The 23,283-nt window shown below is 67.8% G+C and carries 21 protein-coding genes; 9 read left to right on the top strand and 12 right to left on the bottom strand.

The window, feature by feature from the left end:
* Positions 1-56: 56 nt before the first annotated feature.
* Both LLH23_19590 and miaA read right to left on the bottom strand, forming a co-directional pair.
* Positions 57-272, bottom strand: a complete 216-nt coding sequence (locus tag LLH23_19590; protein ID MCE5240670.1) for an RNA chaperone Hfq — start codon at positions 270-272, stop codon at positions 57-59.
* On the bottom strand, positions 272-1,216 hold the full coding sequence (gene miaA / locus LLH23_19595; protein ID MCE5240671.1) for a tRNA (adenosine(37)-N6)-dimethylallyltransferase MiaA: 945 nt from the start codon (positions 1,214-1,216) through the stop codon (positions 272-274). The genes LLH23_19590 and miaA overlap by 1 nt, the downstream gene beginning before the upstream one ends.
* A 471-nt stretch (positions 1,217-1,687) precedes the next feature.
* On the opposite strand from miaA, the gene LLH23_19600 reads away from it, so the two are divergent.
* From LLH23_19600 to LLH23_19640, 9 genes are all read left to right on the top strand, one after another.
* Entirely contained in the window at positions 1,688-2,626 is a 939-nt protein-coding gene (locus LLH23_19600; GenBank protein ID MCE5240672.1) for an ATP-binding cassette domain-containing protein, read from the top strand.
* A gap of 1 nt (position 2,627) precedes the next feature.
* Positions 2,628-3,341, top strand: coding sequence for an ABC transporter permease (locus LLH23_19605; GenBank protein MCE5240673.1), 714 nt, complete (start codon positions 2,628-2,630; stop codon positions 3,339-3,341).
* 62 nt (positions 3,342-3,403) lie between these two features.
* Positions 3,404-5,086 carry a GldG family protein gene (locus tag LLH23_19610; GenBank protein ID MCE5240674.1) on the top strand — a complete coding sequence of 561 codons (1,683 nt, stop codon included), beginning with the start codon at positions 3,404-3,406 and terminating at the stop codon, positions 5,084-5,086.
* Between the two features lie 6 nt (positions 5,087-5,092).
* Positions 5,093-6,568, top strand: a complete 1,476-nt coding sequence (locus tag LLH23_19615; GenBank protein ID MCE5240675.1) for a DUF4340 domain-containing protein — start codon at positions 5,093-5,095, stop codon at positions 6,566-6,568.
* A 137-nt stretch (positions 6,569-6,705) separates the two neighbouring features.
* Positions 6,706-6,906: a helix-turn-helix domain-containing protein gene (locus tag LLH23_19620; protein MCE5240676.1), complete on the top strand. Its 201-nt coding sequence runs from the start codon at positions 6,706-6,708 to the stop codon at positions 6,904-6,906.
* A gap of 156 nt (positions 6,907-7,062) precedes the next feature.
* A complete protein-coding gene (locus tag LLH23_19625; GenBank protein MCE5240677.1) occupies positions 7,063-8,892 on the top strand; it encodes a TIGR03960 family B12-binding radical SAM protein in 1,830 nt (609 codons plus the stop codon).
* Positions 8,889-9,563 carry a TIGR03936 family radical SAM-associated protein gene (locus LLH23_19630; GenBank protein ID MCE5240678.1) on the top strand — a complete coding sequence of 225 codons (675 nt, stop codon included), beginning with the start codon at positions 8,889-8,891 and terminating at the stop codon, positions 9,561-9,563. The genes LLH23_19625 and LLH23_19630 overlap by 4 nt, the downstream gene beginning before the upstream one ends.
* Positions 9,564-9,754: 191 nt before the next feature.
* Complete coding sequence (locus LLH23_19635; protein ID MCE5240679.1) at positions 9,755-11,446, top strand: Rne/Rng family ribonuclease; 1,692 nt, start codon at positions 9,755-9,757, stop codon at positions 11,444-11,446.
* A gap of 3 nt (positions 11,447-11,449) precedes the next feature.
* Positions 11,450-11,845, top strand: coding sequence for a hypothetical protein (locus LLH23_19640; GenBank protein ID MCE5240680.1), 396 nt, complete (start codon positions 11,450-11,452; stop codon positions 11,843-11,845).
* Positions 11,846-11,944: 99 nt separating this feature from the next.
* Here the strand turns inward: LLH23_19640 and LLH23_19645 are convergent, their stop codons facing one another.
* The 10 genes from LLH23_19645 to LLH23_19690 all read right to left on the bottom strand — a co-directional run bounded on the left by LLH23_19645 (position 11,945) and on the right by LLH23_19690 (position 23,282).
* Positions 11,945-12,805: a PHP domain-containing protein gene (locus LLH23_19645; protein MCE5240681.1), complete on the bottom strand. Its 861-nt coding sequence runs from the start codon at positions 12,803-12,805 to the stop codon at positions 11,945-11,947.
* A gap of 89 nt (positions 12,806-12,894) precedes the next feature.
* Positions 12,895-15,180, bottom strand: a complete 2,286-nt coding sequence (locus LLH23_19650) for a DEAD/DEAH box helicase (GenBank protein MCE5240682.1) — start codon at positions 15,178-15,180, stop codon at positions 12,895-12,897.
* A complete protein-coding gene (tatC, locus tag LLH23_19655; GenBank protein ID MCE5240683.1) occupies positions 15,177-16,073 on the bottom strand; it encodes a twin-arginine translocase subunit TatC in 897 nt (298 codons plus the stop codon). The genes LLH23_19650 and tatC overlap by 4 nt, the downstream gene beginning before the upstream one ends.
* Positions 16,074-16,199: 126 nt before the next feature.
* Positions 16,200-17,306: a sn-glycerol-3-phosphate ABC transporter ATP-binding protein UgpC gene (gene ugpC, locus LLH23_19660; protein ID MCE5240684.1), complete on the bottom strand. Its 1,107-nt coding sequence runs from the start codon at positions 17,304-17,306 to the stop codon at positions 16,200-16,202.
* A gap of 181 nt (positions 17,307-17,487) precedes the next feature.
* Positions 17,488-18,423, bottom strand: coding sequence for a lysophospholipid acyltransferase family protein (locus LLH23_19665; GenBank protein MCE5240685.1), 936 nt, complete (start codon positions 18,421-18,423; stop codon positions 17,488-17,490).
* Between the two features lie 98 nt (positions 18,424-18,521).
* Positions 18,522-19,544 carry a hypothetical protein gene (locus LLH23_19670; protein MCE5240686.1) on the bottom strand — a complete coding sequence of 341 codons (1,023 nt, stop codon included), beginning with the start codon at positions 19,542-19,544 and terminating at the stop codon, positions 18,522-18,524.
* A complete protein-coding gene (locus LLH23_19675; GenBank protein MCE5240687.1) occupies positions 19,541-20,467 on the bottom strand; it encodes a 4Fe-4S binding protein in 927 nt (308 codons plus the stop codon). Before LLH23_19675 ends, LLH23_19670 begins: the two co-directional genes overlap by 4 nt.
* Before the next feature lie 95 nt (positions 20,468-20,562).
* A complete protein-coding gene (locus LLH23_19680; protein MCE5240688.1) occupies positions 20,563-21,309 on the bottom strand; it encodes a helix-turn-helix domain-containing protein in 747 nt (248 codons plus the stop codon).
* A 124-nt stretch (positions 21,310-21,433) separates the two neighbouring features.
* Positions 21,434-22,129 carry a class I SAM-dependent methyltransferase gene (locus LLH23_19685; protein MCE5240689.1) on the bottom strand — a complete coding sequence of 232 codons (696 nt, stop codon included), beginning with the start codon at positions 22,127-22,129 and terminating at the stop codon, positions 21,434-21,436.
* Between the two features lies 1 nt (position 22,130).
* Positions 22,131-23,282, bottom strand: a complete 1,152-nt coding sequence (locus tag LLH23_19690) for a glycosyltransferase family 4 protein (GenBank protein MCE5240690.1) — start codon at positions 23,280-23,282, stop codon at positions 22,131-22,133.
* Position 23,283 lies beyond the last annotated feature (1 nt).

Consider the following 23,283-nt stretch of genomic DNA (forward strand, 5'->3'; position numbering starts at 1 on the left):
CTGTCGTGCCTTCGGTGTCGGGGCTGCGGGGTGCGGCTCTCCGCGGCGTTCCGCAACTACTCGTTGTTGCGCGACTGGGGCCCCAGCACCGAGACGGCGCTCTTGTAGACCAGCAACTCGACGCCGCCGATGTCCAGAATCAGGGTGAAGGCGTCACAGGACTTGATGAGCCCGCGCAGGTCCTTGCCATTGACCAGCAGCACGCGCACGGGTGTCCGGCTTGTAATGAGCTTCTTGAGGTACTCGTCTTGGATGCTGGCCTTGCCCGACATTACGCCTCACCTGCCCCAGGGAGATGCTGTTCAATCATGCGCACGGCCGCGTCAAAGCCCTCAGAGTCCGCCCATTCCAGCCACGTCATCGTCTCACGTCGAAACCACGTCAGTTGGCGCTTGGCATAGCGCCGGGTATCGCGCTTGATCTGGGCTACGACCTCCGCCCAGTCTCCGCCCGTTTCCAGGAAGGCCAACAGGTGCCGGTAGCCGATGGCCTGCATGGCCTGGTGGGCCGTCGTCACGCCCGCCTCCCGCAGGTGCTCGACCTCCCGCAGCCACCCGGCAGCCAACATCTGGTCCACGCGAGCCTCGATGCGCGCGTACAGCACCGCCCGCGGGGATGTCAGGGCGAAAGTGGCGGCATTATAGTGGACTTTGGCCGCGTCGTCAACGCGAGCCAGGGCCGCCAGAGGCTCTCCAGTGTGCTCGTAGACCTCCAGCGCCCGGATGATCCGCTTGCGGTCACCGGCCCCCAGTCGGGCGACCGTCTGCGGGTCCACCTGCCGCAGACGCTCCCGCAGCGAGCCGAGCCCGTGCGCGTCGGCCTCCTGCTCCAGGCGCTGCCGGATCTCCTGCGTCTCCGGCGTCCCCCCCGGGGGGAAGCTCAGCCCGCCCAAGACCGCCCGGATGTAGAGGCCTGTCCCCCCACATAGGATCGGTAGCTTGCCGCGCGCATGGATGTCGGCAATGGCCGCAGCAGCCTCACGCTGGAAGTCCGCCACCGTGTACGGCGTGCGCGGGTCGGCGACGTCTACCAGGTGGAAGCGCGCCCGGGCGTGGTCGGCGGCCGTAGGCTTCGCCGTGCCGACGCCAAACTCCTGGTATATCTGCATTGAGTCTGCGGAAACGACCTCCCCGCCATGCCGCTCGGCGAGGCGCACTGCGGCCTCGGTCTTGCCGGTGGCGGTCGGGCCGCCGATGACGAGCAGGGGGATGGGCATGGTCTGATTATAGGGCGGCGAACGGCCTTGTCCAGCCTCAAGGACCCGTCAAGTCGCCTTGCGGAAAACCTGAAGAAAAATAACCAAGCTACATGTTTGGGCTCTGTCGCTACCGGGTATAGTAGACGCAGAAACCCTCCCTTTGACGCGCTGAGCGCGGCAGGCGATACCCGGATAAGCCTGCCGCGCTCAGTTTTTGTGCCCCGGTGTCCCCACTGTCGGAACCTTCCCGGCGTCGCCTGGTGTTATTGACCGCGAACTGGACGGCTAGTATACTGGCGCTGCCTTCCGAGGTCGTCGCATCGTGTCACGCATCGGGTCCCCCGCCGGGTGGGGGAGGCGGTGTGTTTTGTTTCTCGTGTCGGGCGCTGGTCGTAGGCGAGCGCCCACTCCCTGATCCCAATTGTTCCCGGCCATCTCCCGCCATCCGTGTGCAGGATGGGGTCACACCCGCTTGTCGGAGGTCAGAATATGATTGAGGTACAGGGCCTGACCAAGTACTACGGCCCACATCCGGCGATCATGGATGTTTCGTTCCAGGTGGAGGCAGGTGAGGTCGTAGCCTTCCTGGGGCCCAACGGCGCCGGCAAGACGACGTGCATGCGCATCCTCACCGGCTTCATGCCGGCCAATGCCGGCACGGCGACCATCGCCGGGTTCGACATCCATGAGCAGTCGCTGGACGCGCGCCGCCAGATCGGCTACCTGCCCGAGCACACCGCGCTCTACCGCGACATGCGGGTGCGGCAGTACCTGCGCTACATGGGACAGCTCGCCGGCATGGGCTCCGCGCAGGTCAAGGACCGCATGGACAATGTCATGACCCGCTGCGGTCTGGCGGAGCGGGCCGACCAGATCATCGGCACCCTCTCGCGGGGCTACCGCCAGCGCGTCGGCATCGCCCAGGCGATGCTCCACGATCCCCAGGTGCTCATCCTCGACGAGCCGACCATCGGGCTGGACCCCAACCAGATCCGCGAGGTCCGCAGCCTCATCAAGAGCCTGGCCGGCGACCACACAGTCATGCTCTCCACCCACATCCTCCCCGAGGCCCAGGCGACCTGCGAGCGGGTCATCATCATCAACCAGGGCAAGATCGTCGCCACCGACACCACCTCGGCCCTGACCCACCGGGTCAAGGACGCCGAGACCATGATGTTCCGGGTGGCCCAGGACGACGGGGCCATTCCCGCGGCGCTGCGCGCCCTCCAGAACGTCCACGCGGTGCGGGCGGTCCGGGGCGACAAGGGTGCGTACCAGGTGGAGACTTCCGTGGGCTGCGACTGCCGCCCGGAGGTGGCGCGCGCCATCGTCGAGGGCGGCTGGGGTCTGCTGGAACTGCGCCCGCTGGAGATGAGCCTGGAGGAAGTATTCGTCGAACTCACCACCGAAGATGAGGAGGTTGGCTAGGATGCGCAACGTCCTGACCATCGCCCGGCGCGAGATGATGGGCTACTTCACTTCCCCCATGGCCTATGCGGCCATGCTGTTCTTCCTGGGCGTCTGCGGTCTGATCTTCGTGCTCAGCACCTCGCAGTCCGGCGCCAAGGCCGACATGACCGGCATGTTCCACAGCATGGTGTTCCTGAGCCTGCTCATGTGCCCGGTCATCACCATGGGCCTGCTCGCGCAGGAGACGAACTCGGGCACCTACGAACTGCTGATGACCCGCCCGGTGCACGACGCCGAGGTCGTGGTGGGCAAGTTCCTCGGCGCGTTCGGGCTCTACCTGGCCATCATCGTGGTCAGCCTCGAGTTCCCGCTCATCTTCGAGGGCTTCGGCTCGCCCGACTGGGGCCAGACCCTCTGCGGCTATGTGGGCATCATCCTGGCCGGCATGGCCTTCCTGGCCGTCGGGGTGTTCACCAGCTCCCTGACCTCCAACCAGATCGCCGCGTGGCTCATGGGCCTGATCCTGCTGCTGTTCTTCTGGCTGATCGGCTGGATCGGCTATGGCGGCAGCGGCCTGCTGGGCGATGTGGCCAAGTCGCTGTCGTCGTACGAGAACTTCGGCGACCTGGAGAAGGGTGTCATCTCCAGCAAGAACATCGTGTACTTCGTGACCCTGATCGGCTTCTTCCTGTTCCTGGCGACGCGCTCGCTGGAGAGTCGGCGGACGGTCTAGCGCTTCGGGGGGACACCCCCCGCCGGCACACTGCAACCGCATATTTGGGTAGGTGAAACATAATGGCAGAATCGCGGGAAGAGCAACACTCCGCCAAGCGTGACCCGCGCCTGATGGCGCTGCCCAGCGAGGCGATGACGGTAGTGGCCTTCTATGGCCGCATGGCCGGATGGGCCGGCAGCGTGCTCCTTCTGGCCGCGCTGTTCATGGCGATGATCGCCAAGACGCTCAATCGCATGCCGATCAAGGTCGTCGGCATCCTGGCGTTGCTGTGCATCGCCTTCTGGGTCTACAGCAACATCCACCAACTCGTGGTCGCCGTCCGCACGCGCGGGGTCCAGAGCGCGCTGAACTCCGCCTTGTTCAGCGTGTTCATCCTCGCGATCCTCGTGGTGCTCAACTACATCGGTCTGCGCCACGAGGTCTTCCGGGCGGACCTGACCAAGAGCAAGCAGTACTCGCTCTCCGAACAGACCATCAAGATCGTCAAGGGCCTGGACAAGAAGGTCACCATCACGGCCTTCATCTCCCAGGAGCAATACAACTCCGACAAGCTGCGCCGGCTGCTGCACATGTACGAGATCGCCGGCGGCAGCAAGCTCGGCGTCAAGGTCTATGACTTCAAGACCGACATTGACAAGGCCCAGGAGTATGGGGCCCGGTTCGATGGCACGATGTACATTGAGTCGGGGGAAGAGGGCTCCAAGCGCAAGGAAGAGATCCAGGGCGGCACCGAGGAGCAGATCACCAGCGCCATCCTCGCCGCCACCACCGGCCAGAAGACCCGCATCTGTCTGCTGACCGGTCACGGTGAAATCGGCGTGGAGGGCGGCGGACCGGACAAGCCCTCCCTGGGCATGCTCAAGAGCATCCTGCAGAACCAGCAGTACCAACTGGACAGCCTGAACCTGTTCACCCAGGCCAAGCCGCAGGTACCCACGGACTGCAAACTGCTGATCATCGCTGGCGCCAAGTACGCCCCCACCGCCAAGGAGATGACCGCCATCAACCAGTACCTGGACCAGGGCGGCAACCTCTGGCTGCTGCTGGAGCCGCCGCCGGCCCCGGACTTCGCCGACCTGCTCAAGGCCCATGGCGTGACCCCGCTCGCCGGCGTCGTGACCGACACGGACCCGTACAGCAGCGCCGAGGGCAACCCGACCATCCTGGCCGCACACCCGCAGGAGCATGACACCACCGGCCCGCTGCAGACCGTCGTGCTGCCCACCTCCATTGCCTTCGACGTGCAGGAGAGCGCGCCGCCGCCGTCCATGCCCGGTGCGCCCCCGCCGCCGTCCAATGACAAGGCCAAGGCCATCCTGAAGACCAGCGATGTGGCCAGCGTCAAGGGCATCAGCGGGCGCCGCGGTCCCTTCGCCGTCGCGGTGGCCGTGGACGAGAGCCCGGCTCCGCCCCAGCAGATGCCCGGCCAGGAGCCGCAGGAACAGTCACCGGCCGAGCGCAAGGCGCGCCTCCTGGTCGTCGGTGACTCCGACTTCATCACCGACACATTCCTGCCGAACCTCGGCGGCCTGAGCCGACAGAACCTGGCGTTCGCCTCCATGTCGGTCAACTGGCTGGTCAAGAACGAGAAGCTCGTCAGCATCCCGGCGAAGGAGCCCGACGACAAGCCCTACAGCGTCACGGACGCCCAGCGCCGCTTCACCTGGGTGCTCACCGCCGGGATCGTTCCGTTGCTTATCATCATCGCCGGCGTGTTCGTCTGGTGGCGCAGGAGGGTCTAGCGGATCATGAAGAATGCCAAACGCCTCATCGCCGCCGCTGCCGTCCTGGTCGTCCTGCTGGCCTGGGTGCTGGTCAAGGACCGTGGCCGGGTAGCGGAAAAGGAAGAGGTCTTCAAGCTCAAGACCGAGCAGGTCAGTGCCCTGCAGGTCAAGACCGACACGCTGTCGCTGATGCTCCGCAAGGAGGGCGACCAGTGGGTGCTGGCTGAGCCGGTCAAGGGCTGGGCGGACAAGGACGCCGCCGAGCGCGCCGTCAACGCCATGGCCCGCCTCAAGCCGACCGGCAGCCGCGCCAAGGATGTCAACCTGGACGACGACAAGTGGGGTCTGAAGAAGCCCAAGCTGACCGCGACCATCACCTATGATGGCAACCGGACGGCCACGTTGTACCTGGGCAACCAGACGCTGGACAGCTCGGAGTACTTCGGCCGCATCGAGGGACGCAACAAGCTGTACTTCATCCCCACCAGCATCTACAGTGACCTGACGCAGGCCGTGGACGCGCTGCGCGACAAGTCCCTGGTGCACGTGAAGAAGGAAGACATCAAGTCGCTGACCCTCCAGTACCCTGACCGGGTGCTGGCAGTCGAGAAGGGCGGCACGGCCGAGGAGCCCCAGTGGTCCCTGACCCAGCCGTACCAGGCCAAGGCCGACGAGTGGGCCGCCAAGACGGTCGCCGAGAAGCTGGCGGACCTGAAGGCCGACGGCTTCGCCCCCGACACGCCGGCTGCGGGCAAGGACTACGGCTTCGCCAAGCCCATGCTCAAGGCGACGCTCACCACCCGCGACGGCAAGCAGTTCGTCGTGACCTTCGGCGCCAAGGGGCAGGAGATCGCCCCGCCGGGCGCCGAGAGCGCCCCGGGTTCCGTGCCGGGCCCCAAGGGCGTCGTCTACGCCCAGGTGGAGGGCCGGCCGGAAGTCCTGTTCGTCGCCGACAGCAACATGAGCGACCTGCAGAAGACCGACATGGACCTGCGCGACAAGCGTCTGCTGGACTTCAAGAAGGAGCAGGTGCGCGAGATCAAGGTGGAGCGCAAGCAAGGCGTCTCCTTCACCGTCGAGCGCAGCGGTCCGGATACCTGGCGCATCTCCGCGCCGAGCCCGGGCAAGGCCAACAAGACCAAGGTGGACGACCTGCTGTGGGACCTCACCGAACTGGAAGCCAAGGAGTTCCTCGGCGAACAGCAGGACCTCAAGCCCTACGGTCTGGCCGTCTCGGACATCATCTACACAGTGACCGTTGCGGGTCGCAGTGAGCCCATCAGGATCTACATCGGCTACCAGAAGGTGGATGGCGTCTACTACTGCCGGACCTCGCTGAGCAACCAGGTGTATGCCATCGGCGAGATGCCGGTCGTGGACCTGCCCAAGTCCCTGAACGACCTCAAGGACACCACGCCCGCCGCCACCGCAGCCCCGGCTCCCGCGCCGGCGCCCACGGTGCCGGCGACACCTGCGCCGCCGCCGGGCGGCGCGCAGTAGCCCTACGGCAAGCGCCTCAGCGACCCCGGCAGGCTCTGCCGGGGTTGCTGCTTTTCCGGGGCACAAGGATGCATGGTGGTGCAGAATGTGCTATAATCAGGGCACAAGACTGCATGACAGGACGGATAGTGGTCTATATGGCGCACGACGTGATGACAGCCGACCAGGCCGCGGAGTTCCTGCAGACGAGCCGTGACACGCTGCTGCGCAAGGCCCGGCGGGGCGAGCTACCCGCGGCCAAGCTGGGCCGCGAGTGGCGCTTCCGCCGCGCCGACCTGGAGGCGTGGCTGATCGAGGGCGGGGACGCGCTACGAGGTCGTGGGGCAGACGAAGACTGAGCTAGGGTTGGCCGGGCCAGTGGCTAACCGCGCGCGGCGGACCCGGTTCGCTTGACTCATCTCCCCCGTTCCAATATCCTATCCGCAGGCCGCTTTCCCTGCGGTCTTGTGTAGAGGTGTGTGTCTTTGGGCTGCGATCCCGGCACTGATTCCCACGTGGGGCTGCTGCAACAGCGTTTCCTCGAGCAGGTACAAACCCCGGCGCGGTATCTCGGACTTGAGCACAACAGCATCGTCAAGGACGCTGCGTCCGTGCGCGCGCGTTTCGCCCTGTGCTACCCCGATACGTACGAGATCGGGATGTCGCACCTGGGCTCCCTGATCCTCTACAGCGTCATCAACAGCCACCCGGAGGTCTGGTGCGAGCGCGCCTACCACCCGTGGTTCGATGCCAGCGAGTTGATGCGCCGCGAGGGTCTGACGCTGACGAGCCTGGAGTCCCACACGCCGCTGGCGCAGTTCGACTTCGTGGGCCTGACGCTGCAGCATGAGCTGAACTACACCGCGGTGCTGTCGCTGCTCGACCTGGCACAGATCACGCTCCGCGCCGCCGAGCGCCGCCCTGAGGAGCCCCTGGTCATCGCGGGCGGGCCGTGCGCCTACAACCCCGAGCCCGTGGCCGACTTCTTCGACCTGTTCGTCATCGGCGAGGGCGAGGAAGTCACGCTGGAGCTGCTTGACGCCTACCTGGCCGAGCAGGAGACATGGGGGGAAGCGCCGGACGCCGACCAGCGAGCCGCGCTGCTGGCCAGGCTGGCGCAGATCGAGGGTGTGTACGTGCCGCGATTCGGCACGGAGCGCACCGTCCGCAAGCGCCTGGTGCAGGAGTTCGAGCACACGCCGGCGGCCACCCGCCCACCTGTCCCCTACCCCGAGATCGTGCACGACCGGGGACAGATCGAGATCAACCGGGGCTGCACGCGCGGCTGCCGGTACTGCCAGGCCGGGATGGTCTATCGCCCCGTCCGCGAGCGCAGCGTCGAGACACTCGTCGCCCAGGCCACGGAGGTCATTGACAGCACGGGCTATGACGAGGTCTCCCTGGTCTCGCTCAACTGCCCGGACTACACGCATATCCTGCCCCTGGTGGATCGCCTGCACGAGCAGTTGTCCGATCGCCGAGTGGCCATTGGCCTGCCGTCGCTGCGCATTGACAGCTTCAGCGTGGAGTTGGCCGAGCGCGTGCAGCGGGTCAAGAAGACGGGGCTGACGTTCGCGCCCGAGGCGGGATCGCAGCGCCTGCGGGATGCCATCAACAAGGGCGTCACGGAGGACGACCTGAGGCAGGCGGCGGGGGCGGCCTTCCAGAATGGCTGGCACCGCCTGAAGCTGTACTTCATGATCGGGCTGCCGGGCGAGACCGAAGATGACGTGCACGCGATTGCGGACCTGGTGGTCTCCGTGCTGCAGCTCGGCCGCGAGGTGCTCGGCCCGGACAAGGGCCGCCTGGCGCTCAACGTGAGCATCGCCGGCTTCATCCCCAAGCCCCATACGCCCTTCCAGTGGGCGCGGCAGAACACGATCGACGAACTGGAGGCCAAGCAAACGCTGCTACGGGAGCTGCTGGCCCGGCACAAGCAGGTCAAGCTGTCCTTCCACAGCGCGCCCCAGGCCGTGCTGGAGGGTCTGCTGGCGCGAGGTGGACGCGACTGGGCCGATCTGATCGAGGCCGCCTACCGCGAGGGCGCCGTGTTCGAGTCCTGGAGCGACCGCTTCGATCTCGGCCTGTGGCTGCGGGTCGCTGGGGAGCGGGGGCGCGATCTGCTGTCCGAGGCCCAGCGGGAGTGGGCCGTGGACGCCCCGCTGCCGTGGGATCACATCAGTTGCGGCGTGTCAAAGGACTTCCTGGCCCGCGAGGCCCGTCTGGCCGAGAGCCTGGCGCTCACCACCGATTGCCGCTTCGGCGCCTGCAGCGGCTGCGGCCTGCGCGGCCTGTCCGACCAGTGCGCCTCCCGCAGCGCGACTGAGGCGGAGGCCCGCCCATGATGCTCCGGGAACGCACCTTCGCGCTGATCACGTTCCGCAAGACCGGTTGGCTGCGCTTCCTGGGGCACCTGGACGTCGTGCGCGCCTTCGACCGGGCCATCCGCCGCGCCAAGCTGCCGGTGGCCTACTCGCAAGGCTTCTCGCCCCATACGCTGCTCAGCTTCGCCATGCCGCTGCCGGTGGGCATCGCGGGGGAGAACGAGCTGGCGGGCCTGGAGTTGGCCGTGGAGTGGGACCCGCGCGCGGTCTACAAGAGCCTGTCGCGGCAACTGCCCCCCGAACTGGGCATCGTCGGAGTGCAGATGCTGCAGAAGTCCAAGCGCTCGATCTTCGCCGACCTGGCGGCCGCGGACTACCGCGCCGACTTCACCGGCGTGGACGCCCAGGGTCTGGCGCAGGCTGTGCGCGCGTTGCAGGCCGAGCCGGAGTGGCTCATCCACCGCACCACCAAGAGCAAGGAAGTGGACCTGGACCTCAAGCGCAGGGTCCATGGTCTGAAGGCGCTGGAGGGGACGCTGCTGATGCGCATCGGGCTCGGACAGGACAACCTGGCGAAGCCCGAGGAGGTCCTGGAGCTGCTCTCGCGCCACCTGGACCACCCGCTGGAGACCGCGCTGACCCGCGTGGCGCTGTACTCCGAGCGACAGTTGCCCTTCACACCGGCTCTCTGAAGGCGTAGTATATAGCTAGCGAGAGACTTCGCCGGAAGCGACCTTCCGGCACGGCCGCAGTCGTCCCGGCCGCCGACGAGCGGCCCGCGCGAAGTGACGCGCGGGGGCTCGAGCGGCAGAGCGCCGGTGCGGTCCATATCACACCACCGGCGGGAGCCGTCGCGCTGCCGCCGCATCGAGGCTCAGAACCAATGGAGACTGACATCATTGTCAACGTCGCCACGCCGCGCACGCGGGTGGCGATCATGCAGGACGGCGAGCTGGCCGAACTGCTGCTGGAAAGCGAAGACCGCGTCGTTGGGAATATCTACCTCGCCCGGGTGGAGAACGTCGTACCGGGCCTGGATGCCGCGTTTGTCGACTGCGGCATGGACAAGAATGCGTTCCTCCATGTCTCCGACGCCATGGAGACGGAGCCCTCGCGTGCGCAGATGCGCCGCAAGATGGAGTCCTTCCCCCCCATCAAGGAAGTCGTCAAGAACGGCGACCAGTTCCTGGTGCAAGTCACCAAGGGCCCGGTGGACGCCAAGGGCGCGCGCGCCACGCGGCGCCTGGCTCTCCCCAGCCGCAACCTCGTGCTCATGGCCGACGGGCGAGGCAAGGTCGGCGTCTCCAAGAAGATCGAGGACGACCAGGAACGCGCCCGGCTGCGCGAGCTGGCGGTCAAGACCAAGCCCGAGGGCTTCGGCATGATCGTCCGTACCCGCGCCGAGGGCGCCGACCGCAAGGACTTCGAGGCCGACGTCAAGTTCCTGATGAGACTGTGGCGCTCGATCCAGGCGCGGGCCCGGCAAGAGAAGGCCCCGGCCCTCATCTACGAGGACCTCAGCCTCGTCTTCGAGGTCCTGCGCGATGTCTTTGACCCCAACGTCCGCAACTTTGTCGTGGACGACAAGATCACCTACGACAAGGTGCTCAACCTCCTGAATACACTGGCGCCCGAGCTGCGCCCGCGCGTGAAGCTCTACCGTGAAGAAGAGCCCATCTTCGCGCACTACAAGGTTGAACAGGAGATCGAGCGGGCGCTGCACCGTAAGGTCTGGCTGCCCAAGGGCGGCTACATCGCCATAGACCCCACCGAGGCCCTCACGGCCATCGACGTGAATACGGGCAAGTTCACCTCCCCCAAGCGGCTGGAGGACACGGTGCTGCGCACGAACCTGGAAGCGGCGACGGCCATCGCCCGCCAACTGCGCCTGCGCGACATCGGCGGCATCATCGTCATTGACTTCATTGACATGGACAACCCGCGCCACCGGCGGCAGGTCACGGCGGCGCTGAAGGCCGCGCTCGAAGAAGACCGCATGCGCACGCGCATCATGCACATCACGCGGCTGGGGCTGGTCGAGATGACGCGCAAGCGCACCGGCCAGAGCCTCAACCGGCAGATGCTGATCCCGTGCCCGTGCTGCGAGGGCACCGGGCGCATCCACAGCCCGGAGACCGTAGCGACGCGCCTGGCTGAGGCCCTGCGCCAGGCCGCGCTGCAGCACCCCGGACAGGCTCTGTTGGTGAAGGCCAACCCGGACGTGGTGCTGCTGCACGTGGGCTCGCAGGGCACCATCGCGACGCAGACCGAGCAGCGCCTGGGCCACAACGTGTACTTCCGCGGGGTGCCGGACATGCACCCGGAGACGTTCGAGGTCACGCCCGACACCGACCGCAATCTCAAGAAGGTCCACCTGACGTTGCGCAAGGGCCAGAAGATCGCCTTGGAGAGCGACGACGTGGTCGCCCGGCCTGAGGAGGGCCTGGTGGCTCTGCGAGATGGGTACCTGATCGAGGTTCCCGGGATTCCGGCTGACGCCGCCCTGCCGCTGCAGGTGCGTCTGACCGATGTGCAGCGCTCCCACGCCGTTGCGGAGCCCATGAACCGCAAGTAGCCTATGCGCCCGCCTAAGCCTTCACCCTTCTTCCGTCCCCAGCGGATGGACGCGCTGGTGCAGGCGCCCTCCCGTCCGCTGTTGACGCACGCCCGCCGCCGGGTGGTGGCGTGGGTCGTGGCGCTGGCGCTGTTCGCCCTCGCGGCCGGGACCGCCATCTACCTGGCGCACCCCGAGCGCTGGCAGCATCCCGGGGAGAGGAAGTCAGCGCAGGGCCAGGAGACGAGGACGCGAATCGCGCAGGAGGAGCCCGGCGTGGCCGCCGTGGAGGTGCAGCGCGGCCGGGACACGCGCACGTACCGTTTCCGGCGGGTCGGCAAGCAGGTCGTGGTGGAGGAGACGACACCCCCGAAGCCGCAGAAGAAGGGCTGGTGGCAGCGGCTCTTCGGCCGCGACTGAGGGGGGCCCGCACGCGCTTCGCCAGTGCCGGCTACTCTACAGTACCAGTAGCGCGGGCGGCCTCGCCCGCGCGCCGACGGGCAGGCGAGGTCGCCTGCCCTACTGGAGAGGCGGAGCGCCGCTCCTCCCCCGCGCCTGCGCCCACCCCAACAGCTTCTCCGCACACGAGTCCGGCACCTCAATCCCCCCGATGTCCACCGGATAGCTCCCGGACGGCCCGTGGCAGTCTGTCCCGCCCGTGACGTACAGCCCCAACCGCTCCGCCATCTCGAGGTACCGCCTTGTGTCGGCCGGGCTGTGCGCCGTGTGGTAGGCTTCCAGGCCGGCGATGCCCTGCAGCACCAGTTGCGGAATCAGAGCGTCGTCCCTCACGAGCCCCGGGTGGGCCAGCACCGGCAGCCCCCCGGCCTCGCGGATCAGTGCCGAGGCGCGTTCGGGCTTCAGTCGGTAGCGCTCCATGTACGCCGGACGCCCCCGCCGCAGGTACACCTCGAAGGCCTCATTGGTCGTCTCGACCACACCGCGCCGTACCAGCGCCAGCGCCACATGCGGCCGCCCCAGGGCAATGTCATGCCCCTCCTCGGCTCCGGCGGCGGCCTCGACATCCGCCACCTCCAACGCCACCCCCAGCTCGTTCAGGCGCGCCACTGTGCGCTCGATGCGCGCGGCACGCTCCACGCGGACATGCCGCAGCTCATCCAGCAGCGGCTCATAGTCCGACCGCGCGAAGTAGCCCAGGATGTGCAGCTCCTGTCCCCGGCGCACGCTGCTCACCTCAACGGCGGGCAGGTAGGCGATGCGCCCCTCCGCCGCCGCCAACGCCGCGGCGTTGGCCGCCATCGAGTCGTGATCGCAGATGGAGACCGCGGTCAGCCCCTTGCCGACCGCCAGGTCAATGATCTGCTCGGGGCTGTATGCCCCGTCCGAAGCCGTGGAATGAACGTGAAGATCAACACTCATGGGCCATACCGAATGACGCCTGCAGGACGATGGGCCGCCAGGGCCGGGGAAGCCGCTCTCTGCCTGCCCCATCCATCACTCCGCATTCATCATTCATCACTCTTCCTTTCGGTCAGCCACCACCGGACCAGCTTCAGCGCGCCGGCTTTGTCCAGGGGGCGGTTCATGCTACCACAGCTGGCCTGCTGCACACACGCGGGACAGCCCTGCTCGCACGGGCAGTTCGCGATCGTCTGCTCGGCGGCCTGCAGCAGCTCCGGCACGACCCGGAAGGCCGCCTCGGCGATCCCCACGCCGCCGGGGTAGCCGTCGTAGACGCAGATCGCGGGGCCCGAGATGTCCGGATGCAGCGGGGTGGAGATGCCCCCCACATCGTGCGGATCGCACGAGGCGAATAGCGGCAGCAGCATGATCATCACATGCTCCAGCGCGTGCAGCGCCCCGGCCTGGTCGTAGACCTCGTCCTCGGGCAGGCGCATCGCCTCCGGCGACGGCAGCAGCCACAGACCCATTGTCTCGAAGTCCTCGGCCGGCAGCTCCAGGGCCTCGCTGCCCATCTGCTGCTCGGTCACCTGCCGGATCCTCTGGTACCCCACGACCTGCGAGCGCACCGTGACCGGCCCCAGTTCCAGGTGCAGGGCCCCCGCCTGGGCCGTCTCCGCGCCCTCGGTGACGCGCCGCACTTCGGACATCACCAGGGGCTGGGTGTAGTACTCGGCGTCGGCCGGCCGCACCCGGGCCACCCGCTCCTCCAGGTCCAGCTTCTCGACCAGGTAGGTCTGCCCGCCATGCAGGTAGATCGCCCCCTGGTGGACCATGCGGAAGGCCGACTGGCCGTCCATGGTGCCCAACAGGGCGCCGCTGTCGGCGTGGACGATGTCATAGCCCGCGCCCGAGGCGCTGCGGATGCTAATGTCGCGCGCGGGGTACAGCTCCGGGTCCACCCAGTACCAGCGCGAGCGCTCGATGACATACCCGCCGTCGCGCAGGACCTCCAGGATGGCCGGCATCTTGCGCCCGAAGAGTGCTGTCTCGCCATCCCCGAGGGGCAGCTCATAGGCCGCGCACATCAGGTGGCCGGCGAGGATGAAGGTGTTTTGGGGGTCAATGATCGCGCGCTCGGTGCTGGCCCCGGCGAGGTAGTCCGGGTTGTTGACGACATACTGGTGCATGGGCCCGCTCAGGCCGATGAGCACCGCCAGGGCGTCCTCGTGCCCGCGCCCGGCGCGCCCCATCTGCTGCCACGCCCCGGCGATTGTGCCCGGATAGCCGGCCATCACGACCGCCTCCAGGCCGCCGATGTCCACGCCCAACTCCAGGGCCGTCGTAGCCGTCACGCCCAGCAACTCCCCCGCGAACAGGCGCCGCTCGATCTCCCGGCGCTCCAGCGGCAAGTACCCGCCCCGATAGGCCATCACGCGGGCATCCAGCCCGCCTTCGCGGAGTTGCTCGCGGGCATAGCGCAGGATCAGCTCCGCCTGGCTCCGGGCGAGGGTGAAGGTGATGTTGCGCACCTCGCGCCGCACCAGCAGAGCCATCAGGTCGGCGGCCTCCAGGTTCCCGCTGCGGCGGCGGCCCGTCACCTGCTCCACGACCGGCGGGTTCCAGAAGACGATGAGCTTGCGGCTCCGGGGCGCACCGTCATCGGCGATCACGCGCAGGGGCAGCCCGGTCAGCTTCGCTGTCAGCTCCTCGGGGTTGGCGATGGTCGCCGAGCAGCAGATGAAGCGTGGATCGGACCCGTAGTGGGCGCAGAGGCGCCGCAGCCGCCGGATGACGTTGGCCGTGTGCGAGCCGAAGATGCCCCGGTATGTGTGGACCTCGTCGAGCACGACGTACTGCAGGTTGCGGAAGAAGTCCGACCACGTGTGGTGGTAGGGCAAGATGCCGACATGCAGCATGTCGGGGTTGGTCAGCACGACCTGGGCGTTGCGCTTGATCAGCCGGCGGCGGTCGCGCGGCGTGTCGCCGTCGTAAGTGTCGGCCACGAAGCGCTCCCCGGCGCCGTAGTCGCCGAGCTTGCGCAGTTGGTCCTGCGCCAAAGCCTTGGTGGGGTAGATCAGCAGCGCCCGGCTGCCGGAGTTGCGGTACAGCGCGTCCACGATCGGCAGCAGGTAGGTCAGGGTCTTGCCGCTCGCCGTGCCTGAGACCGTGCAGACGTGCCCGCCGCCCAGCACCGCCGAGATGGCCTCAGCCTGGTGGCTGTACAGGTGTTCGATGCCCTGGGCGGCCAGCAGCGACGCGACCTCCGGGTGCAGGGGCAGTTCGGCGTCGCTGAAGGTGGCGGCGCGAGCGGGCCGCTCGCGCACATGGATGACCTGCCCCCCGTAGCTCTCGCGGCCCTGGATGTCAGCCAGCAGGCGCTCGACGTTCATGGCTCATCCTGTGGCTCGGGCGCGTCTGGCGGCGCGTCGAGCGGCTCGGCTTCGGCCGCCGGGGGCAGTCCCTGTCCCCCGCCGCCGAGGCCGTACGGGTCGTCGTCCGTCGCCGTGTACGCCGCCTCGTCTGCGGCTGCGGCTTCCCGCTTCGCCCGCTCGACCCACCTGGCCAGTGTGATGCTCAGGAAGTACAGCCCGATCAGCGGCAGCCCCATGGCCGCCATCGTGACGGGGTCGGTCGTCGGGGTCACGATAGCCACGACGATCAGGATGATGACGGCGGCGTTGCGCCACTGGCGGCGCAACCCCTCCGAGGTGGTCAGCCCGATCCAGACCAGGAACATCACGACCATCGGCAACTCGAACAGGATGCCGGTGGCCACCAGGCATTGCAGCAGGAAGCGCAGGTACGAGCCCAGCGTCCACTCCGGCGCCACCTGGAAGCTGACGAGGTTGAACCGCAGCAGGAACCAGCAGAACACCGGGGCGAGGAAGTAGCAGAAGAGCACGCCCACCACAAACAGCCCGATGAAGCCGGGGATGAACCAGTAGGTGAGCTTGCGCTCACGGGGCGTCAGCGCCGGGTTCACGAACCGGAGCAGTTCCCACAGCCACAGCGGTGCGGTCACGACGACGCCGACGATCAGCGAGGCGTACATCATGATCAGCAGGCCGCCGACCGGCTCGAAGATGCGGAAGTTGAAGTCGCTCAAGCCGGCCCATCGGGCGCCCTGCCAGGCCGGCCACTCGAGCGCCCAGAAGACCGAGTTGCGGAACAGCCAGGCGCCCCCCGTCGCCAGCGCAATGTACAGCAGCGACCGCAGCAGCGCGAAGCGGAACTCCTCCAGATGCTCCCAGAAGGTCATCTCGGCGTTGGGGTTGGTTGCCATGGGGCACCCCGTCGGGCCCGTGGGCCCACGGTCTGGCGCGGCCGCTCGGAACCCGCGCGTCCGGATACGTCAAAGCCTCCACTGCCCGACGGACAATGGAGGCTTCCGGTTCCCGTCCGTGCGAGACTAGATGATCGTGACTTCGGTCTCCTGGTCGAAGACATGGCACTTGGCCATGTCGAACACGACCTCCAGCGGCTGGCGTTCCTTGGCGTCGGTCGCGCTGTCGAGGTTGACCACCATGTCATCCCCGCCGCAGTTGACGTACAGGACACACTCGGCGCCCATCGGCTCGATGACCTCGACTTCCACCGTGACGGTGTTGTCGGCGGTGGGAGGCACAGCGCCCGGAAGGGCCTTGTCGCAGATGTCGCTGGGGCGGATGCCGAAAACGACCTGCTTGCCGACATAATCCTGCAGCTTCGGGGCGCGCTCCTCGTCCACCTTGACGCGGAAGCCGTTGGCCTTCACGTAGATGGACGAACCGTTGCCCTCCACGGAGGCAGTCACGAAGTTCATGGGCGGGCTGCCGATGAAGCCGGCCACGAAGCGGTTGGCGGGGTAGCGATAGATCTGCAGGGGGGTGTCCACCTGCTGGACGAGGCCGTCGCGCATGACCACAATGCGGTCGCCCATGGTCATGGCCTCGACCTGGTCGTGGGTGACGTAGACGGTGGTGATGCCCAGGCGCCGGTGCAGCTTGATCAGCTCGGCGCGGGTCTGGATGCGCAGCTTGGCGTCCAGGTTCGACAGCGGCTCGTCCATGAGGAACACAGCGGGCTCGCGGACGATGGCTCGGCCGACGGCGACGCGCTGCCGCTGGCCGCCGGACAGCTCCTTGGGGCGGCGCTTGAGGAGGCCCTGGATGCCGAGCATCTCGGCCGCTTCGGCCACGCGGCGGGCGATGTCCTCGCGCGCCACCTTGCGCAGCTTCAGCCCGAAGGCCATGTTCTCGTACACACTCATGTGGGGGTACAGGGCGTAGTTCTGGAAGACCATGGCGATGTCGCGGTCTTTGGGCGACACGTCGTTGACCAGCCGGTCGCCGATCCAGATCTCCCCGTCGGAGGATTCCTCCAGGCCGGCGATCATGCGCAGACAGGTGGTCTTGCCGCACCCGGACGGGCCGACCAGCACCAGGAACTCCTGGTCGCGGATCTCCAGGTTGACATTGTTGACCGCAATCACGCCGGGGAATCGTTTGCTCAGGTTGACAAGTCTCACTTGCGCCATAGACGGGACACGCTCCGGGATCGAACAGGACCGACAGGGGTAGGGCGCGCGTTGCGCCCGCTCGAACGCCGCCAAGACAGGTCTGGTCCTGCCCGCGGCCCTCAGCAAAACGGCCCGTATACCCACGGGCCGGACCTGCTGCGATTATAGGTGAGGTCGGGCCGGATGTCAATTCGCTCGGTCACAGGGCCGCCGCGGCCCGCTCCCGTTGCCGCGCCCGCTGCTCCTCGGTCTTCCAGCGGTCGTGCAGCCACAGCCAGTTGTCCGGGGCCATGCGAATGGCCTGCTCGATGGCCGCGTTGACCCGCCGGGTGTTCTCGATCAGGTCCGCGTCCCGGTCCTGCGTCGCCACCATCTCGAGCTCCGGCAGCAGCACCCCCTCGAAAGTGCCGTCCCAGTGGCGGATGCAGAAGCCCGCGAAGACCCGCGCCCGCGTGGCGCGAGCCAGCCAGGCCGGACCGGTGACCGACCAGGCCGGCCGGCCCATGAAGTCCACCTGGACCCCGCCCTCCAGGGCATGCTGGTCGGGAAGAATGCCCAGAAGCCCCCCCGACTTGAGCACGCGCACCATCTCCAGCGTCTCGTCCCGGTCCAGGACGCGCAGGCCATGGCTCAGCCGGGCCTCGCGGATGGTCTGGTCGGCTCCCGGGTGTTTGTGGGGGCGCGCCACGACCGACATGGGCTGACCCAGCCCATCCGCCACCCGGATCGCGGACCACTCCCACTGCCCGAGGTGGGCCGTGATCATCAGCACCCCTGATCCCGCCGCCAGGGCCTCCCGCACCGGGTCCAGCGGCGGCACCGGCACGAGCCGACGCAGGTCTTCGGGCCGCAGGTACGGCAGCTTCAGCATCTCACCCACAGTGCGGGCCGCGTTGCGGACCGAGCGGACGTAGACTCCGCGCCGCTCCGTTGGCGACATCTCCGGGAAGGCTGCGGCGATGTTCGCATCGGCCATGCGCCCGCGGCGCCGGGCCAGCAGAATGACCAGCGCGGCCAGTGCGTCAGACACGCCCCAGAGCGCCCGCAGCGGCAGCAGACGCCCCAGTAGACTTCCCATGCTCAAGCCGGCCGAAGCTGCTGCCCGCCCCAGCCGTCGTCCCAGGCTGACCCTCATGTACTCACCCACTACTCCGCGTTACCCACCCTAAAACAGATTCGCCGCCGGGGAGCCAATGCCCTCCCCGGCGGCGATAGGCGGACCAACGGTACTGGCTAACCCTCCGGCGGTGGGATGACCCATGGCTCCTTGCGCCGGAACTCGTTCTCGAACTGACTCTCGATGATCCCCCGCTTCTCCAGGGCGATCATGCAGGCGCGGATGCAGCCCTTCGCACCGCAGACCGCGTAGTAGCCCGTCGTGGAGAGCATCGTCTTGTAGTAGTCCACCACGTGCCCGGTGGGGAACTCGGGCGTCTTGCGCCACGTGGCCCCGGCGATGGTGTAGGCCAGCTTGTAGGCCTCCTCCTCGCTGCAGTGTTGCTTGGCCACGTTGAGCCGCAGGCCGGGGCAGTCCCTGGCCAGGAACGGCGAGGCCTCCACGTTCAGCCCGTGATGGGTCAGTGTGCACTTGCCCATGTGCACATCGCCCCACTCGATGACCTGATCCTCGATCTGGATGCGGACCACCTGGTTGTCCTTCACGTGCGGAATGCAGTGGCCCGGGCAGTCGCGCACGCAGGCCATGCAGCGGTTGCACAGCGACGGCTTCAGCACCGGGTCGGGCTCCAGCTCCGCGTCGGTGATGATCATGCCGAGGCGCTGGCGCGGCCCGAACTTCTTGGTCAGGAAGACCTTCGACCAGCCGATCTCACCCAGGCCGGCGGCCACGCCGGCGATGCGGATCTGCGGGTAGATGTCCGGCCCCGGCTGCCCCTCGCGCAGCGGGCCCTGGCGCGGCATGGCTTCGGGCACGCCCGGGTAGATGGGGATGGCCTCAAAGCCATGGTCCTCGATGAAGCACGCCGTCTCGTAAGTGCCCTTGGGGCGGAACAGGTTGTTGAGCCGGTTGTAGGCGAAGAAGGTGTAGTTGCTCCAGTGCGTGCCCTCCTCGATGCCCCGGTAGGTGCCCCGGGGGATCCGGCGCAGAGTCACGATCACCGTCTTGGCCTTCGGGTAGATCAGCGCGGGGTTCATCTGGTCGGGCGCGCCCGCGAAGCGCGAGATGGGCGCCATGCCGACCATGTCCAGCCCGCGGCTGATCCCGTAGTCCTTGATCATCTGCGAGGTGAGCTTCATCGGGCCTTCTCCTCCTCGCGCGCGCGGAAGCCCTCCGGGTCGGCACAGCCCTTGCCCTGTGACAGCGGCGCCGGCTTGACGCTCTGCCCCATCGTGTCCAGGGCCCACGGCTCGCGCCAGCGGAACTCGCTGCTGAAGGTGTTGCTCAGCTTGCCATTGCGCTCCAGTTGGTCGAGGCAGGTGCGGGTGCACAGGGCGGCGAGGCGGTCCGGCTTGCCTGCCGGGTGGTAGCGGTTGCCGCTGGCGCCGTTGCGGCAGGCCTTGCACTTGCCGTAGTCCACCCCGCAGACGGTCATCTGCTTTCCCGCGATGTCGAGGGTCTCCTCACCGGAGGCCTCCAGTGCCCCGAGCGGACAGATCTCCACACAGGCGCCGCACTGGCCGCAGATCGACTCTGTCAGCAGCGGGTCGGCTTCCAGCGGGGCGTCGCTGAGAATGAGCTGGAAGCGCTGGCGCGGCCCGAACTGCGGGGACAGGAAGACGCCGTGGTAGCTGATCTCGCCCAGCCCGGCGGCCACGGCGGCATAGTCGAAGTCGGGATAGACGTTCGGCGCCGGAGAGCCCTCGCGGACGACGATGCCCTGCGGATGCGCCTCGGGCGGGAAGGGGAACAGCGGCGTGGCTTCCCAGCCGTTGTCCTCGATGAAGCTGACGACCTCGAAGGTCATCATGGCGACGAACTCGCCATCCAACCAACTGTACCCGAACATCTCGTAGGCGCCGAGGTTGGTGCCTTCCTCGGTGGCCCGCAAGGTGCCGCGGGTGATGCGCCGCCCGACCACAATGATGCTCTTGGCGTCCGGGAAGATGGACAGGGGGTTCCGCTCCGCCGGGACGTTGGCGAAGCGCTCGGGCGGGGCGATGCCGACCAGATCGGCCCCGGCCTTGCGGGCATACTCCTTGACTTGCTGCGCCGTCAGCATATCCACGACTCCTCCGACCAGTATTGAGGCGGCCTCGCCGCCTGTGTGTGGCGTGTCTGATGCGATGGCTGCGCCGGCAGAGGGCCAGTTCCGCTCTATCGGCCGACCGTGATCTGCCTGGAGATCTCCTCGGCGGTCGCCTGCACCGCCGCCAACGCCGCTGCCCGCTGCTCGCCGGCAAAGCGCACCGCCGGGGCGAACAGCCCCAGCGCCGCGACGACCTCGCCGTCCTGCCGCACCGGGAAGGAGGCCCGCGCCAGACCGTCCGCCCGCACGTCTTCATACTGCCCGGCTTGCCGGACCGCGGCCAGGGCCTGCTCCAGGGCCGCCATGTCCCCCACCTCGGGCCACGCTGTGCCAGGCAGGCCGTTGCGGGCCACGAACCCCGCCAGTGCCTCTGTCGGCAGATAGGCCAGCAGCACCCGCCCGTTGGCGGCCGCGTAGATGCTCTCCACGAGCTGCAGATCGCGCCGCAGTTGCAGCAGGCTGTCGCCTTCGGCCCGGGCCAGCTCGAAGAGCCGATCCTGGTGCAGGGCCGACAGCACGAGGTTCTCATGTACCTGGGCCGCCAGCGCCATCAGCAGCGGCTCGGCGACCTGCACGAGGTCGCTCCCGTACCCCCGCACCCGCCCCAGCCGCAGGGCCATCGGGCCCAGCATGTAGCCCTTCCGCGCGCCGACCTGATCCACATAGCTGCGGCTGACGAGCGTCTTGAGCAGATTCGCGCACGTGCTGGCGTTCAGGCCCGTGTGGCGCGCGATGTCACTCAGCGGCACCGGCTCGCCGCCGCGTCGGGCGAGGTACTCGAGGATGTCGAAAGCTCGGTGGAGGGACTGTATCATTTCATTATTACAAAAGTCTTTGTTGCTATGCTGAACATCTTATCGGCCCCCCTCCCTGCTGTCAAGCCCCAGAAACGAAGACAGCGCGCCATGGGGCGCGCTGTCTTGCCGGGCAGGCCGGGGCTCAAGCCGAGCGGGTGCCGCAGCCGATGAGACCCTTGGTCAGCACGCGGGCCCGGGGCACCCCGTGCACCTTGTACCAGAACCGCCAGTGCGCGTGCTGCAGGGCGCTCAGCAGCCGTCCCCCCAGGTTCGCGACTGCGCTGCCCGTCACGTAGATATCCACGGGGGCCACCTGGATCTCGGCGAAGCCGGCCTGCTCGAGCACATAGACCATCGTGTCCTCGGTGAAGCCGACCTCGTGGGTGAGATCCATGTGGAAGGTCCGCGCGGCGGTCAGCGGGTTAGCCATGTTCGGCGTCCTGAAGATAGCCTTGCCACCCGGGAGCAGCCGCTCGCGGATGAGGCTCACGAGCGGGATGATCTCGGGCTTGGCGATGTGCTCGATGACATCGTTCATGGCAATCGCGGCGTACAGATCGGACCGCGCCAGGCACTCCGCGGCCGTCTCCTGCCGCGCGTCGAGCCCCTGCTCACGGCAGTAGGCCACGTTCTCAGCGTCCCGGTCCACGCCGAGGGCCTCGCAGCCCAGCTCCCCCCTGCAATAGACCAGGAAATCGCCCAACCCACAGCCGATGTCAAGCACACGCCCCTGGGGCAGGTCGCTCATCAGCGCCCCGTAGTTGCGCCGGTAGTAGGCCCTGGCCGCCCGCTCGTCCGGGAAGCTCCGTACACGCTTCAGGTGGGGCGAATACGACATTTCAGCGCTTCCTCCGGGCCTTGTGTTCGGCGATGACTTCCTCAAACAGCGCCTCGTACCGGTCGGCCGCCGCATCGCAGGTGTAGAGGCTGAAGGCCCGCTCGTGGGCGGCATCCCCCATGGACCGCACGAGACCCGGATCGGCCAGCAGGCGGGCCAGATGCCCCGCCAGCGCCACATCGTCGTCGGGGTCCATGAGAATCCCGGTGTCACCGACCACCTCGGGTGAAGCCCCGACATCCGAGGTCACACAGGCCAGCCCCGCCATCATCGCCTCGCCGAGGACCACGCCGAACGACTCCATCTGACTCGGGAAGACGAAGATGCTGCTGGTGCGGTACAGGTCGGCGTACTGCGCGGACGTATTCTCCAGCCAGCCGTGGAACACCACGGGCGTGGGTGCGTCCGCTGCCATGGCCTGCAGTTGCGCCATGTCCGGCCCGTCGCCCACAATGTGGAGTTCAAGGTCGAGGGAATGGTGTCGCAGCGCCCGCAGCATGGTGCGGAAACCCTTGCGCTCCAGCAGGCGCCCGACCATGAGCACCCGGCGAGGGTCCTTGGCCGCGGGGTCGTACGGCATCGGGCGCAGCCCGTGGGGGATAACCTGCAGGCGGTCATCCGCGGCCATACGGGGCGCCGCGCGGGCTACGAGGTTGGCCAACTGTCGGCTGGGGGTCACGATCCGGTCGGGCTGGCGCGCCAGCCAGCCCCATGCCCGCCGCATCAGCTTGTGCTCAAGCTGGAAGCGGTGCGGGTTGTAGCCGGGGATGTCCGAGCCGTGGGCCGAGATGACGAGGGGCAGGCGCCCACGCCGCGCGAGGGCCACGGCGACGGGGCCGGTCGGGAAGATGAAGTGGGCATGCACGAGGTCATACGGCTGGGCCCGCAGCAACTCCCGGCCCTTGCGCCAGGCCGGCCACAGGTAGGTGGCCATCTCTCGCGTCGTGCAGATCTCGATCCGCGAGCGGCGGCAGGGCACGCGGTGGACCCGCACCAGCTCATCGAGCTCGAAGGCCGGGAGGTCCTGGTAGGCCATGGTCACCACGTCGAGGTCGTGGCCGCGCCGCGCCAGCTCCTGCGCGATGCTGCGGCAGATCGGGGCGCCGCCGCCGCCCAGCGGCGGGTACTCATAGTCCATGACCAGTATGCGCATG

This window comes from bacterium, assembly GCA_021372615.1.
Classification (GTDB): Bacteria; Armatimonadota; Zipacnadia; order Zipacnadales; family UBA11051; genus JAJFUB01.